The following is a 13,034-nucleotide window of genomic DNA, read 5'->3' as shown; positions in this document are numbered from 1 at the left end:
GTGGTGCCCATCGGGCGGGATCGGGATGCCCTAGGGTGACACAGGCGGTCCGGACCATTCTCGCGCAGCGGCAAACAGAGAATGGCCCGGACCGCGTCTGTGTGTCCCGACTTGGTACTTCAGTGGTGCACGGGGGTTGCGGGAGCGTGGCCCCCGGGGAGCCGGCTCCGGGACAGTCACTCATCTGCCCCGGAGCCAGCCCGTACGGACCTAGAAGGTCACTTGATCTTCTTGCTGGCCTTGTCGGCGGTGGTCTTGCCCGAGACGGCGGTGATCTTGACCGTGTACTTGGTCAGCTTCTTGCCGTTCTTGTCCTTGACCTTGAAGGTCGTGTCGCCCGACGCGTTGAGCGTCTTGGACGCAACCTTCTTGCCCTTGACCCAGAGGGTCGCCTTGGCGCCGGCGGCGGCGCTGACGGCGTTGGCCTTGACCTTGTCGGTCTTGCCACCCGAGCCCGAGACCTTCAGCTTCGGGTCGACGGTGCCCTGGAACTTGACGACGTCGGTCTGCTCACCCTGCGGGATGATCGTCGAGCCGTCGCTGAGCACAGCGGTGACCGTGGCCGTGCCGGCCTTGGCGCCCTGGAAGATGTAGAAGGCCTGGCCGGCGGCGTTGGTGGTGCCGCTGCCGTTGCCCTCACCGTTCTGCAGGTCGTCCGGACCGGTGCGGAAGAAGTCGACGTGCAGACCCTGGATCGGCTCGCCGTTCTGGTCGACCGCGGTGTAGGTCTCCGTCACGGTGGTGCCCACCGGCTGGGTGTCCGAACCGGTGTGGGTCAGCGTGAAGGTCGACGCCGAGTAGTCGATGTCGTACCAGCTGATGGTCTCGCTGTCACCGGTGATGTCGACCGGGTGGGTCGTGTCGATGCTGTCCGAGGCGTCGGTGTCGCCCTGGAAGCCCGCCGTCGTGGTGTCGGCGTCGAGCCACGTGGTGACCGGAGCGTTGTCCCAGGTGCCGGTGACGGTCTGGTCGGCAGCCTCGTCGGAGCTCGTGTAGAGGTTCGGCGAGTCGTCGGTGAAGTTCGACCAGGTGCCGCTGGTGGACAGGTCGGCGGCGGAGCCGGCGTCGTCCAGGTCGATGAACGCCGAGGTGAGGTTGCCGTACTGGTCGGTCGCCTGCACGTTCCACGCGAGCTGCTCGGTGGTCGGCGCCTTCGGGAGGGTGGCGTCGCTGACGGTCTGGGTGTCGTCGAGGGTGACGGTCACCTCGCCGCCGTTGAAGGGGTCCTCCGAGTAGAAGGTGACCGGCTCGGTGAAGGTCTTGCCGCCGACGGTGAAGGTGACGGTCGCGTCGACCTCGCCGTCGTCGTCGAAGCCGGAGTCCTTCTCGATCGCCACGACGGCCTCGGCGTAGCCGCTGTCGTCCGTGGTGGTGTCGTAGGTCGAACCGAGGTCCTCCCACTCGCCGTACTGAGCGCCGTCAGCGGCAGCCGGGTCGGCCTTGAGCTCGCTGAGCTGCGTCGCGTCCGGCGTGGTGAAGAAGCCGTGGTCGGTGCTGACCTTGACCGGGAGGTCGGTCAGCGGGGTGCCAGCGGCGTTCTCGACGGTGATGTCCACGTGGACCGGGCGGCCCGGGGTGGCGTCGCCGGCGAGGTCGTAGCTGTCGGTGTCCGACTCGGACGAGCTGACCACGGTGTCGGCCAGGAAGTCGACCTCGAGCGGGGAGCTGGCGTTGTCGTTGTTGGTGCCGTAGGCCGGGGTGTTGGCGTCGTTGGCCAGAACGGTGCCGCCCAGCTCCGCGGTCTGCGGGGTGGCGGTCGGGTCGACGATCGCGAGGCCGAACGAGCCGTCCGAGCCCGAGACCGCGGTGGCCGCGGTGTCGGAGACGCGGGTGGTGCCGGCCGGCTGCGCCGCCTGCGGGGCGATCGCGGCGTCACCGAGGACGTTCTTGGTCCAGGTGAGGGCCACGTTGCGGTTGGGCAGCGCGGTGTGGTCGTCGAGCTCGATGACACCCTTGACGGTGGCGGTGCTGCCGGCGGCGGCCTGGGCCACACCGCCGTCGTTCCACACCAGGTTGGCCTCACCGGTCTTGACCGTCAGCGCGGAGGCCGAGAGGTCGCCGGAACCCTGACCCGGGTTGCCGTCCTTCTCGATCCACACGTTGAGGGTGTAGGTGCCCTCGGCGGCGGAGGTGCCACCCGGCAGCGCGACCGTGTAGGTGCCGTCGCCGTTGTCGGCGGGAACCACGGTGGTCGGAGCCGCGGCGGTGCCACCGAACGGGGTGAAGGTCCACGAGCCGGAGAGGTTCTGGCCGGCGAGGGCCGCGCCGCTCTGGTCCTTGACGGTCACCGAGATGTCGCCCGCGGTGTACTCGTCGCGGTCGAACGCCGCACCGTCGTGCGAGGACGAGGTGATCGTCGTCGCGGTCGGGGAGTAGGACGTGACGGTGACGGTGCGACGGAAGTCGACCGCCGCGTCGTAGCCGTCGCTGTCGGTGGTGTTGACGTAGTAGGCGTACTGCGAGCCCTCGGCCGAGCCGGTGAGGCCGGTGAACTTGGCCTGGCCGCTCTCGTCGGTGTACTCGGCGTCGGCGATGCCGGACGCCGGGACGACCTGGGCACCCGAGACGGGCTTGCCGTTCTGGTCGAGCACGGTCACGGTGGCGGTGGAGGTGCCGGCACCCTGGACCGTCGCCGGGGACGCGGTAGCGGTCACCGAGGTGATGGTCTGCTTGTACAGCGAGACGGCCTCGGCGTCGTCGGAGCCGTTGGCGTCGGTCGACGCGGCGCCGACCACGGCCTCGTTGACGGCCGGGGTCGCGGCGCTCCACGAGTAGCCGGTGAAGTCGACCGAGCCCGTGAAGGTGCGGGTGCCGTTGGCCGGGGTGCCGAGGGTGGCGGTGTCGGTGCCGGTCGCGGTGCCGGTGGTGAGGTTGGAGACCTCGACGCCGGCGGCGCCCGCGTTGGCGGTGCCGGAGACGACACCGAGCGAGTCGGTCGCGGTCTCACCGGCGTAGGGCTGCACGAAGACACCGATGGCGGAGCCGGCCGCGTTGCCGACGTTGACCGACGGGCTGGCGACGTTGATGTGCACGGTGGCGCCATCGGCGGTACCAGCGGACGGGTTGCCGGTCGAGAGCAGGCCCACGGCCTGGATGTCGACGTCGGTGTTGTAGAGCGCCGCCGGGACGGTCCACTCGGTCGAGAAGGCGCCGTTGGACTTGGAGACCGTGGCGATCGGGGTCCAGGTGCCGCCGTTGTCGTACTCGAAGCGGACCTGCTGGATGTTGGCGCCGCCACCCGCGAGCAGGTGGACGGTGGTGTCGACGCCGTCGTTGGCGATCGACGCGTCACCGGTGTACTGCGTGTACAGCACGGTGTCGCCGGCGCCGGCGATCGTCGAAGTGATGGAGTCGGCCGAGGCCGAGGAGGCGAGGAGCGGGACGCCCGCGATCGCCAGCGCGGAGACGGCGGAAGCCGCCAGTCCCCGCTTGATGCCGCTGCTGATCATGCTGATTCCTTCCGGAGTGAGTGAACAGGGAAAGGAGATCCCTGCTCCTTACATGAGGCCCGAGAGCCTCGTGTGTATGCAGCACATGAGAGAACCCTGAGTGCCGACCGGCAGCCTAGGGACGCGACCTGGGTCACCGTCCGGTTGTTGCACTCGACTGTCAAACCTGCAATAAATGGGTGTCGGGAGCTCGGGAGGACCTACAGGACTGCCGGCGATATCGGGGGATAGATGACCGTCGCACGTACGACGCCCGACGGCGCGCGCCGTCGGGGCCGTCCGCAGCGCCTGCCCGAGGACCCGCACCCGCTCCCGTCCGGGGTGGTCGGCTGCGACCAGCGGATCGCCTGGCTGATCACCGTCTCCCGCGTGCTCGGGCCGGACCCCACGCTCGCCCGGCGCGACGGCTTCATCGGCGCGCTCAAGGACCGGGGCATCCCCGTGGACGCCTCGCGGGTCTCCCGCTGGGAGTCCGGGCTCCAGCCGCTCCCCCACCGGGTCACCGCGACGTACGAGACCGTGCTCGGCCTGCCGGAGGGCACCCTCGTCGCGGTCGCCAGCGGCCTGCGCCGCGCCTTCGGGACGGGTCCGACCCCGCGCGAGAACACCGTGCGGGAGACCGAGCTGACCGACAACCAGCTCGACCTGGTGCTCGACCTGACCGACGCGGGCAAGGCCACCGGCGCCGACTGGCTCGCGCTCGCCGACCACTTCAGCCGCTTCGACCGGATCTTCCTGCGCGAGGCGGACTGGACCCGGCTGTGCCAGCAGCTCGTCGGCGAGCTCAGCGCCGCCGTCGGACCGGGCTACGTCCGCCGCTACGAGGCCGCCGCGGCGTTCATCCGCCACCCCAAACGCGCGCCGGCACCTGATCCTGGCGATCGGCCACTTCGTCACCAACCCGGACACCCAGGTCGTGGCGCCGGTGCTCAACCTCCTCTCCGAGGTGCCGGACCCCGCCGCCGCCGCGCTCACGCTGCGGATGCTGTCGGCCGACAGCGAGAACAAGTACCTCCGCCGGGCCGCGTCGTCGGTGGCCGCGACCAAGCTCGCCCGCGGCCACTTCGACGAGGCCGCGCTGCCGCGGCTGGAGACCCACGTCGTCGGCGCGCTGCGCCGCGGCGAGTCGCTCGACGGCCGCCTCGACTCCTTCGACCTGGCCGTGCAGCTGCCGGAGCGCTCGTGGGCCCAGGTCTCCGGCGCGCTGCGCACCCGCCGCGCCCACGCGCTGGTCGAGCAGGCCCGCACCGGCAGCGAGCTGGTGAGCGCCACCCGCGCCGCGTCCGTCGTCGCCGACCTCGCCCCCTCGATCCAGGCGGACACCCCGACGCACCAGGCGCAGGAACCCGACCTGATGCTGCGCCGGCTGCTGCGTGAGGCGCTGCTGCACGCCCACAAGCCGCGCCGGCACCACGCGGCGCTGCTGATCGCGGCCTCGCCGTACGCCCCGGCGACGGCACGCCGCCTGCTGTCGGTGGCCGAGGACGACAACGACCTGCTCGCGGCCCGGGCCTGGACGGTGCTGATGCGGCTCGACACCGCACCGCACCGCGACGAGGTGGTCCGGCAGGCGATCACCGAGCCCCGCCCGTCGATCCGGTCGCGGGCCCTGGTGACCGCCGGCCTCGGCGGCGAGCTCGACGTCGCCCAGGGCGGCGAGATCGTCGCGCGGCTCGACAGCGCCCGGTCGCTGGAGCGGCACGCCACCCTCTTCGCCCTCGGCATGGCCGGCTCACCCGAGCTCGGCACGCTCACCAGCTCCGAGGACGTCGACACCCAGCGCGGCGCCCAGTGGTGGCTCACGCGGGGTGGCGCGATCCGCGACGCCGACGTGCTCTGATCTCAGCTGGTCCGGGGCTGCATCGCGAGCTGCCGGCTCTGCGCCACGAGCCGGCCGGCCGAGTCCCACACCTCGCAGTCCTCCTCGAACATGCCGCCCGCCATGTTGCGGGTCCGGTGGCGCACCTTGAGCCACCCCGGCGCCGGCCGAGCGCGCACGTGCGCGGTGAGCTCGAGCGTCGGCGCCCAGCCCATCATCCCGAGGTCGAAGGTCACCGGCGGCAGCGCGTCGAGCACCATCAGCAGCGACACCGGGTCGGGCTCACGCCCGTCGACGAGGCGGAACCACGCGGCGAGCTCACCGCGGCCGCTCGGCTGCCCGACCGCCCAGCCGACGTGGTCGGGGTGGAAGCGCATGTCGAAGCGACCCATCATCGGGGCCAGGTCGAGGATCTCCTGCGGCGCGAGCGTGTTGGCGACGCACTCGTCCGGCGGCGGGAGCACGGGCTCGGTCGCGGTGGTGCGTACGTCGTCGCCGAAGCGGGCCAGGTCGCCGTACGTCGCGAGCGCGGCGATCCGCGTCTCGCCCTCCTGCACCAGCTCGACCGACGCCGTGGCGACGCGGCCGCCCTCGCGGCGGACGTCGACGGCGACCGTGGCCGGGCCGGGTCGCGCCGCAGAGAGGTAGTAGGCCGAGACCGCGACCGGGTCGGGCTTCGCCGGGAACGTCGCGCGCAGGGCGGTGCCGATCACCGCGAGCAGGTAGCCGCCGTTGACGCCGCCACCCACGACCCAGCCTTCCGCGAGCTCGGCGGCGTACCGTCCGTCGCCCTCGGGCCGGACTGCGGTCTGGGCGTCGAACTCGTGGGGCACGCACTGACCCTAGAGTGAGGGCCATGACGGACCGGCACCCGCGGTGGGTCTACGACGAGGGCGAGGAGCCGGACCCGCGCTACACGCTGGCGAACGAGCGCACATTCCTGGCCTGGGTGCGGACGGCGCTGGCGATGCTGGCCGGCGGCGTGGCGCTGCACGCGCTCGGGCTGCCGGACACCGGCTGGGTGCGGACCACCCTCGCCGTGCTGCTCGTCCTGCTCGGCGCCGCGGTCACCCTCTTCGCCATGGTGCGCTGGGCGCGCATCGAGCGGGCGATGCGGACCGCGCAGCCGCTGCCGGGCTTCAACCTCGGCTACCTGGTCACGCTCGCGATCGTGGTCGGTGCCGCGCTGCTCGTCCTGGCCTTCCTCTGAGGACCGTCAGCCCTTCGACGTCCCCTTGCCGCCCTTGCCCGCCTTGCCGCAGGTGAAGGTCGCCGTGACCTGGGGGCCGTCGCCGGAGACGCCGGACGTCGGGGCGTCCACGGTCGCTCCGCTGCCGTCCTTCGCGACCTCGAGGCCCACCTCGGGGTCGGTCGTGGTGAAGGTGGCCCCACCGACCGTCAGGTTGGCGTTGGTCTGGATGTCGTCGTTGCCGGCGTAGACGATGAGCTGGTCCTTGCCGTCGGCCGACTGGTAAGCGGTGACGCCGGAGGCGTTGGAGACCGTGGCCTTGCCGCTCCACGAGGCCTCGGCGGCGCCGGTCACCTCGACCTCCACGCTGCACTGCTTCGTGAAGGTGCCCTCGTCGCCGCCGGCCGAGCTCGAGGCGGCGGGCGTCGACGAGTCGTCCTTGTCGTCCGAGCCGCCGCTGCAGGCCGTCACGGAGGTCAGCAGGGCGAGGGCGGTCACGGTCAGGGCGAGTCGGCTCGAACGCATGCGCCCGAGTGAAGCATGTCGGCCAACCCGTCTGGACCAGGGGGCTCGCTGGTGCTCGGACCATGAGGACGGGGTACGAGCCCTCGCCCCGAGCGCGCACCGGTCTAGATAGGTGGTCGGGACGGACCGGCTTTTCCGCAGGTTCGGCGCGCGGCGACCGAGGAGACAGGTGTGGCGGCGACCCGCTGCACCAGCAGCACTCCCCAAGAAAGCCGGGCGATCCGATGACGACCCAGGGCGCAGATGACCGCGAGCCCGACGAGCGCGCGGCACACCACCTCCCGCTCGCGGGCAGCCTGGTGCGCGAGGTGCTCCGGCGTACGCCGGCCCAGCTGGTCGAGGACGACCTGTACGCCGCGGCGCTGACCGCGCTCGTCGACGCCGACGCCGACTTCGACCCCGTGCACGACGCGCCGTACGACCGCTACGTCACAGCACGGATCCGCGCGGGCATGTTCGAGGAGCTCCGCTCCGTCGACTGGGAGGCCCACGACCTGCCGTCCGTGACCGCACGCACGACGGCCGCCCGGGACCGGCTGCACACCGTCCTCGACCGGTTCGGGGACCGCGCGCAGGCCCTCGCCGCGCTGGACGGCGAGATCCCGGGCGAGCCGGAGGCCACCTCCGTCGCCGACACCACCGACCTGCCCTACCTGCGGGCCGCGCTCGCGGAGCTGCCGCCGCACCCCGACCTGGCCGCCGTCGACGTGCACCTCCTGCGCGCCGAGAGCCTCGCCGCGCTGCGGGCCTCGCTGATGACCCGGCACGAGGACGAGACCCGCGCGCTCGCCGGCCTCGACGCGGTCGCCGCGGCGGTCCGGGCGTCCCGGGTGTCCTTCGCCAGCGGCCGGGTCGAGCTCGACGTGGTCGAGCACGCGGAGCCGGACGGCGTGAGCGCGTCGACCAACCTGACCGCCTGACCGCCCCCGCGGCGTACACATCCCCGAAACAACCGTTGCCTAGCGTGCGGCGGCATGACGACCGTCGCGCGTGAGCACGTGCTCCAGCCCGGTGCGGGGCCCGTGCGCGGCGCGGCGTACCTGCCCTCGACGCCGGACCACGTGCTCTGGGGTCGGCTGCCCTGCGCCACCGATGCTCCGGTGCTCTCCGTCGCGCCGGGGACCGAGGTCACCTTCGACACGATCAGCCACGAGGGGATCCTCGAGGACCAGGGTCGGGACCCGAAGGCGTTCTTCGGCGCGTACGACGTTCCGGGGGTGCTCGACGACGCCGTCGCCCTCGCGGCCAGCGACGACCCGCACACCTTCGGCGTCGATGGGCCGCACGTGGTCAGCCGGCCGGTGCGCGTCGAGGGCGCGCGGCCCGGCGACCTGCTGGCGATGACGGTGGTCGAGACGCTTCCCCGGGTGCCGTACGGCGTCATCTCGAACCGCCACGGCAAGGGCGCGCTGCCGGGCGAGTACCCGCTCGCGGGCGACGTCTTCAGCGCCTTCGCGAGCGTCGACGCGGCCGGCACCCACGGGCAGCTGCCGCTGGTCGAGGGCGGTGAGCGGGTGGTGGAGTTCCCGCTCGCGCCCTTCCTCGGGATCATGGGCGTCGCCGTCGCCGGGGACCAGCGCCCGCACTCGGTGCCGCCCGGGCCCCACGGCGGCAACATCGACATCAACCTCCTCACCGTCGGCGCCACGCTCTACCTCCCGGTGCAGGTCGAGGGCGCGCTCGCCTACGTCGGCGACCCGCACTTCGCGCAGGGCGACGGCGAGGTGTCGCTGACCGCGATGGAGGCGTCCCTGCGCGCGACCGTCCGGCTCGACGTGGTGCCGCACGAGGACGCCGTACGCCGCTTCGGCGAGCTGGCCGGGCCGCTGGCCGAGACCACCGACTTCCTGGTCCCGACCGGGATGGACGAGGACCTCGACGTCGCGGTCCAGAACTGCGTGCGCGCCGCGATCGCGCTGCTCGGCGCCCGCTACGGGATGGACCCGCGGCTGGCCTACGCCTACCTCTCGGCGGCGACCGACTTCGACATCTCGCAGGTCGTCGACGTGGTCAAGGGCGTGCACGCCCGCATCCGCACGTCAGACTTCCCTGCATGAGCCAGCAGCCGGTCCCGGTCCCCGACGGCCTCGTCGACGCGTTCTGGGAGTACGAGCGCGCCCTGATGGCCGACGACCTGCCGACCCTCGACCGGCTCTTCGCGCCGGGCGCCTCGACCCTGCGCGGCGACGCCAACGGGCTGCTCGTCGGGCACGACCAGATCAGCGCCTTCCGGGGCGGACGCGGCGGGGCGCCGAAGCGCCGGATCGTGCAGACGCACGTGCAGACCATCGACCGCGACCACGCCCTCGTCGTCGCGATCACCGAGCTCGAGCGCGGCGGCCGCGGTCAGCAGACCCAGCTGTGGGCGCGCACCCGCGACGGCTGGAAGGTCACCGCGGCCCACGTCGCGACCGCCGCCCCGGCCCTCGACACGCGCGTCTGGCGGCTGGTCGGCGACCCGCTCGTCGAGCCCCTCGGCCACGGCGACCTCGACGGCGAGACGGTCGCCGTCAAGGACCTGTACGCCGTGCGGGGCCAGCGGATCGGTGCCGGCAACCCGGCCTGGCTCGACGAGGCACGCGTCGAGCCCGTCCATGCCCGGGCCGTCGAGCTGCTGCTCGAGGCCGGCGCGGCGGTGCGCGGCATCGCCCGCACCGACGAGTTCGCCTACAGCCTGGCCGGCGCCAACACCCACACCGGCACCCCGCCGAACCCGAAGGCGCCGCACCGGATCTCCGGCGGCTCGACCTCCGGCTCCGCGAGCGCGGTCTCCCTGGGCCACGCGACCATCGGGCTGGGCACCGACACCGGCGGCTCGATCCGCGTGCCCGCGGCGTACCAAGGGCTCTTCGGCATCCGGACCACCCACGGCGCGGCCTCGACGTACGCCCTGCTGCCGCTCGCGCCGTCCTTCGACGCGGTCGGCTGGCTGACCCGGGACGCCGGACTGCTGCGCCGGGTCGGCGAGGTGCTGCTCCCGCCGGCACCGCGCAACCCGCGGCACGACCTCGTCGCCGTACCGGGACTCATCCGGATGGCGGAGGACGACGTCGCCGCCGTGGTCGACGGCTTCGCGGCCGACCACGGCGCGATGCGCGAGTCCTGGGACCTGGCGGACCTCTCCCTGTGGCTGCAGGCCTTCCAGACCGTGCAGGCGTGGGAGGCGTGGCGCGAGCGCGGGGGCTGGCTGACCGGCCGGCTCGACACGCTGGGCGCCGACGTCCGGGGGCGCTTCGAGGCCGCCTCGCTCATCGACGACGACCGCGCCGACGCCGCCCGCGGGGTGCTCGCCGGCGCCCGCGAGCGGATCCTCGACCTGCTCGGCGACCGGGTGCTGGTGCTCCCCTCCGCGTCCTCGGTCGCGCCGCTCCTCGGCCAGGGCCTCCAGGCCGTGCGCGACGCGACCATGGGGCTGACCTGTCTCGCGGGGATCGCCGGGCTGCCGGCCGTCTCGCTCCCCCGCAGCACGCGGCAGGGGCTGCCGACCGGCGTGTGCCTGGTGGCCGCGCCGGGTCGCGACCGCGACCTCCTCGACCTGGCCGCGGACCTGGGGTAGTCGGAGATGCCCGCGTCGCGCCGTCGGTCGATCTTCACCGCCCGCCTGGTCAACACGGCGGGCAGCGGCGGGCAGCCGCAGGTGGTCGACGACATGCGGCGCGCGATCCTCTCCGGGGACGAGCCGCCGGGGACGCTGATCCCGATCGAGGCGGTCGCGCAGTTCTTCGGGGTCAGCCAGATCCCGGTCCGCGAGGCGCTGAAGGTGCTGCTCGGCGAAGGCCTGGTCGAGCACGTGCCGCACGTGGGCTACAGCGTCGCGAAGCTGTCGTTCGTCGAGTTCCGCGAGCTCTACGACGTCCGCCAGGCGCTCGAGTCGGCGGCGCTGCGGGCCGCGGTGGTGCACGCGGCTCCCGCGGACGACGAGCTGGTCCGGGAGACCCACGAGGAGATGGCCGCGGCGATCGCAGCCGGCGACGAGCGGGCCTACCACGCCGCGTCCCGGCGCTTCCACATGGCGCTGATCGGGCCGGCGCGGATGCAGCGGCTGGTGCACATGTACGAGGGCGCGTGGAACATGACCGAGCCCGCCCGGCCGATGGCCCGCGTGGACGAGAGCGGGCGCCGTACCTTCCACGACGACCACGACCGGATGCTCGCGGCCTTCATCGCCCGCGACGCCGACGCCCTGGTGGCCGAGTCCACCCGGCACTTCGACCACCTCAAGGACGGGATCGCGGCCTTCGCCGACGACCCGGACGTCTTCCGAGCCTGAGCGGGGCGTCGTATACCGCTATATCTTTCCCGTGACCTCGGGTTCACGGCGCGGCGCGGACGGTGAAACAACCGGTTCCTAGCGTCCTCGGCGACGCGGCTGCCGCAGGCGGCCGGACCGACCGAGGAGACGGCCATGACCGACACGACCAGCAGCCACCGTCCGGAGCCGGACCTCGTCGAGGCCGCCGGCTACCCGCCGGGCCGGGGTGTCGCGAAGCGCGACTACCACCCGCGACTGACCAACGAGGACCTCGCGCCGCTCAAGGAGCAGACCTGGGGCACCTACAACATCTTCGCGTTCTGGATGTCGGACGTGCACAGCGTCGGCGGCTACCTCACCGCGGGCAGCCTCTTCGCCCTCGGCCTGACCAGCTGGCAGGTCTTCATCTGCCTCATCGTCGGCATCTGCATCGTGCAGTTCTTCTGCAACCTGGTCGCCAAGCCCAGCCAGCTCGCGGGTGTGCCCTACCCGGTGATCAGCCGCGCGTCGTTCGGCGTCCTCGGCGCCAACATCCCGGCGATCATCCGCGGCCTCATCGCCGTCGCCTGGTACGGCGTCCAGACCTTCCTCGCGGCCGAGTCGCTCAACATCGTCTTCCTCAAGATCTGGCCCGGCCTGGCGCCCTGGGCCGACGTCGACCAGCACGGCTTCCTCGGTCTGTCGGTCCTCGGCTACGTCAGCTACGCGATCCTCTGGGTCCTCCAGGGCCTGCTCTTCTGGCGCGGCATGGACACCATCCGGAAGTTCATCGACTTCGCGGGCCCCGCCGTGTACGTCGCGATGATGGCGCTCTGCATCTACCTGCTGGTGAAGGCCGACTTCGACATCGACCTCAACCTCTCCGACCACGCGCTGCACGGCTCGGCGCTGATCAGCACGATGCTCGCCTCCATCGCCGTGGTCGTGTCCTACTTCTCCGGCCCGATGCTCAACTTCGGCGACTTCTCGCGCTACAGCAGGTCCTTCGACTCGGTGAAGAAGGGCAACTTCTGGGGCCTGCCGATCAACTTCGTGGTCTTCTCGCTGCTCACCGTGCTGACCGCCGCCGCGACCGTGCCGGTGTACGGCGAGCTCATCACCGACCCGATCCAGACGGTCAACAAGATCGACAACACCTTCGCGATCATCCTCGGCGGCCTCACCTTCGTGACCGCGACCGTCGGCATCAACATCGTCGCCAACTTCATCTCGCCGGCGTTCGACTTCTCCCACGTCAACCCGCAGAAGATCAGCTGGCGCGCGGGCGGCATGATCGCCGCGGTCGGCTCGGTGCTGCTCACGCCCTGGAACTGGTACGACAACCCGGACGCGATCTTCTGGACCCTCGGCCTCCTCGGCGCCCTCATCGGCCCGCTCTTCGGCATCCTGATCGCCGACTTCTACCTGGTCCGCCACCAGAAGGTGGTCGTCGACGACCTCTTCACCATGGACGAGGACGGCACCTACTACTACCGCAAGGGCTACAACATGGCGGCGGTGCAGGCGGTCGTGGTCACCGGCGTCATCGCGCTGGCGTCGGTCATCGTGCCGAAGGAGGCCGGGATCCTCGACTGGCTGCCGAAGTACAGCTGGTTCGTCGGGTGCGGCCTCGGCTTCGGCGTCTACCTCGTGCTCGCCCGCTGGGCCGGTCTCGGCGAGCCGGCCGAGGCGGTCGCGGGCCCGGTCACCGCCGGCGACAAGGAGAGCGTCTGCTCCGAGGCCGCGATCAACCTGGTGCCGGCCGGCGTCCGCGAGGAGGCCACCGGCGGGGTCGGCGGCGCGGCCGAGCACGGCTGAGCA

Annotated in this window: 10 protein-coding genes; 7 read left to right on the top strand and 3 right to left on the bottom strand. The window is 72.2% G+C overall.

The window, feature by feature from the left end:
- Positions 1-218: 218 nt before the first annotated feature.
- Complete coding sequence (locus tag K8U61_RS18015) at positions 219-3,449, bottom strand: beta strand repeat-containing protein (RefSeq protein WP_224124438.1); 3,231 nt, start codon at positions 3,447-3,449, stop codon at positions 219-221.
- Positions 3,450-4,365: 916 nt separating this feature from the next.
- Here K8U61_RS18015 and K8U61_RS18010 point away from each other — a divergent pair.
- Positions 4,366-5,289: a hypothetical protein gene (locus K8U61_RS18010; protein ID WP_224124593.1), complete on the top strand. Its 924-nt coding sequence runs from the start codon at positions 4,366-4,368 to the stop codon at positions 5,287-5,289.
- A 2-nt stretch (positions 5,290-5,291) separates the two neighbouring features.
- On the opposite strand, the gene K8U61_RS18005 is transcribed toward K8U61_RS18010, so the two are convergent.
- A complete protein-coding gene (locus tag K8U61_RS18005) occupies positions 5,292-6,101 on the bottom strand; it encodes a thioesterase family protein (protein WP_224124437.1) in 810 nt (269 codons plus the stop codon).
- A gap of 23 nt (positions 6,102-6,124) precedes the next feature.
- Between K8U61_RS18005 and K8U61_RS18000 the strand changes: the two genes are divergently transcribed.
- The gene (locus K8U61_RS18000; RefSeq protein ID WP_224124436.1) at positions 6,125-6,478 is read left to right on the top strand and encodes a YidH family protein; all 354 of its coding nucleotides are present in this window, start codon (positions 6,125-6,127) and stop codon (positions 6,476-6,478) included.
- 6 nt (positions 6,479-6,484) lie between these two features.
- On the opposite strand, the gene K8U61_RS17995 is transcribed toward K8U61_RS18000, so the two are convergent.
- Positions 6,485-6,982, bottom strand: coding sequence for a hypothetical protein (locus K8U61_RS17995; protein WP_224124435.1), 498 nt, complete (start codon positions 6,980-6,982; stop codon positions 6,485-6,487).
- Positions 6,983-7,206: 224 nt separating this feature from the next.
- Between K8U61_RS17995 and K8U61_RS17990 the strand changes: the two genes are divergently transcribed.
- The 5 genes from K8U61_RS17990 (at position 7,207) to K8U61_RS17970 (ending at position 13,031) form a co-directional block, all read left to right on the top strand.
- Positions 7,207-7,902 carry a sigma-70 family RNA polymerase sigma factor gene (locus K8U61_RS17990; protein WP_224124434.1) on the top strand — a complete coding sequence of 232 codons (696 nt, stop codon included), beginning with the start codon at positions 7,207-7,209 and terminating at the stop codon, positions 7,900-7,902.
- Between the two features lie 54 nt (positions 7,903-7,956).
- A complete protein-coding gene (locus K8U61_RS17985) occupies positions 7,957-9,039 on the top strand; it encodes an acetamidase/formamidase family protein (protein WP_224124433.1) in 1,083 nt (360 codons plus the stop codon).
- Positions 9,036-10,538, top strand: a complete 1,503-nt coding sequence (locus K8U61_RS17980; protein WP_224124432.1) for an AtzH-like domain-containing protein — start codon at positions 9,036-9,038, stop codon at positions 10,536-10,538. Before K8U61_RS17985 ends, K8U61_RS17980 begins: the two co-directional genes overlap by 4 nt.
- Before the next feature lie 6 nt (positions 10,539-10,544).
- Positions 10,545-11,252 carry a GntR family transcriptional regulator gene (locus K8U61_RS17975; RefSeq protein WP_224124431.1) on the top strand — a complete coding sequence of 236 codons (708 nt, stop codon included), beginning with the start codon at positions 10,545-10,547 and terminating at the stop codon, positions 11,250-11,252.
- A gap of 135 nt (positions 11,253-11,387) precedes the next feature.
- Complete coding sequence (locus K8U61_RS17970; RefSeq protein ID WP_224124430.1) at positions 11,388-13,031, top strand: NCS1 family nucleobase:cation symporter-1; 1,644 nt, start codon at positions 11,388-11,390, stop codon at positions 13,029-13,031.
- The last annotated feature ends 3 nt before the right edge of the window (positions 13,032-13,034 follow it).

It is taken from the genome of Nocardioides mangrovi, assembly GCF_020073815.1.
Classification (GTDB): domain Bacteria; phylum Actinomycetota; class Actinomycetes; order Propionibacteriales; family Nocardioidaceae; genus Nocardioides; species Nocardioides mangrovi.
The sequence above is the reverse complement of the archived record's forward strand: the minus strand, read 5'-3'. Positions and strand labels throughout refer to the sequence as shown.

Coding starts and splice junctions, on each gene's coding strand:
- K8U61_RS18015 (WP_224124438.1), bottom strand. CDS start 3,449: ATGATCAGCAGCGGCATCAAGCGGGGACTGGCGGCTTCCGCCGTCTCC.
- K8U61_RS18000 (WP_224124436.1), top strand. CDS start 6,125: ATGACGGACCGGCACCCGCGGTGGGTCTACGACGAGGGCGAGGAGCCG.
- K8U61_RS17995 (WP_224124435.1), bottom strand. CDS start 6,982: ATGCGTTCGAGCCGACTCGCCCTGACCGTGACCGCCCTCGCCCTGCTG.
- K8U61_RS17990 (WP_224124434.1), top strand. CDS start 7,207: ATGACGACCCAGGGCGCAGATGACCGCGAGCCCGACGAGCGCGCGGCA.
- K8U61_RS17985 (WP_224124433.1), top strand. CDS start 7,957: ATGACGACCGTCGCGCGTGAGCACGTGCTCCAGCCCGGTGCGGGGCCC.
- K8U61_RS17980 (WP_224124432.1), top strand. CDS start 9,036: ATGAGCCAGCAGCCGGTCCCGGTCCCCGACGGCCTCGTCGACGCGTTC.
- K8U61_RS17975 (WP_224124431.1), top strand. CDS start 10,545: ATGCCCGCGTCGCGCCGTCGGTCGATCTTCACCGCCCGCCTGGTCAAC.
- K8U61_RS17970 (WP_224124430.1), top strand. CDS start 11,388: ATGACCGACACGACCAGCAGCCACCGTCCGGAGCCGGACCTCGTCGAG.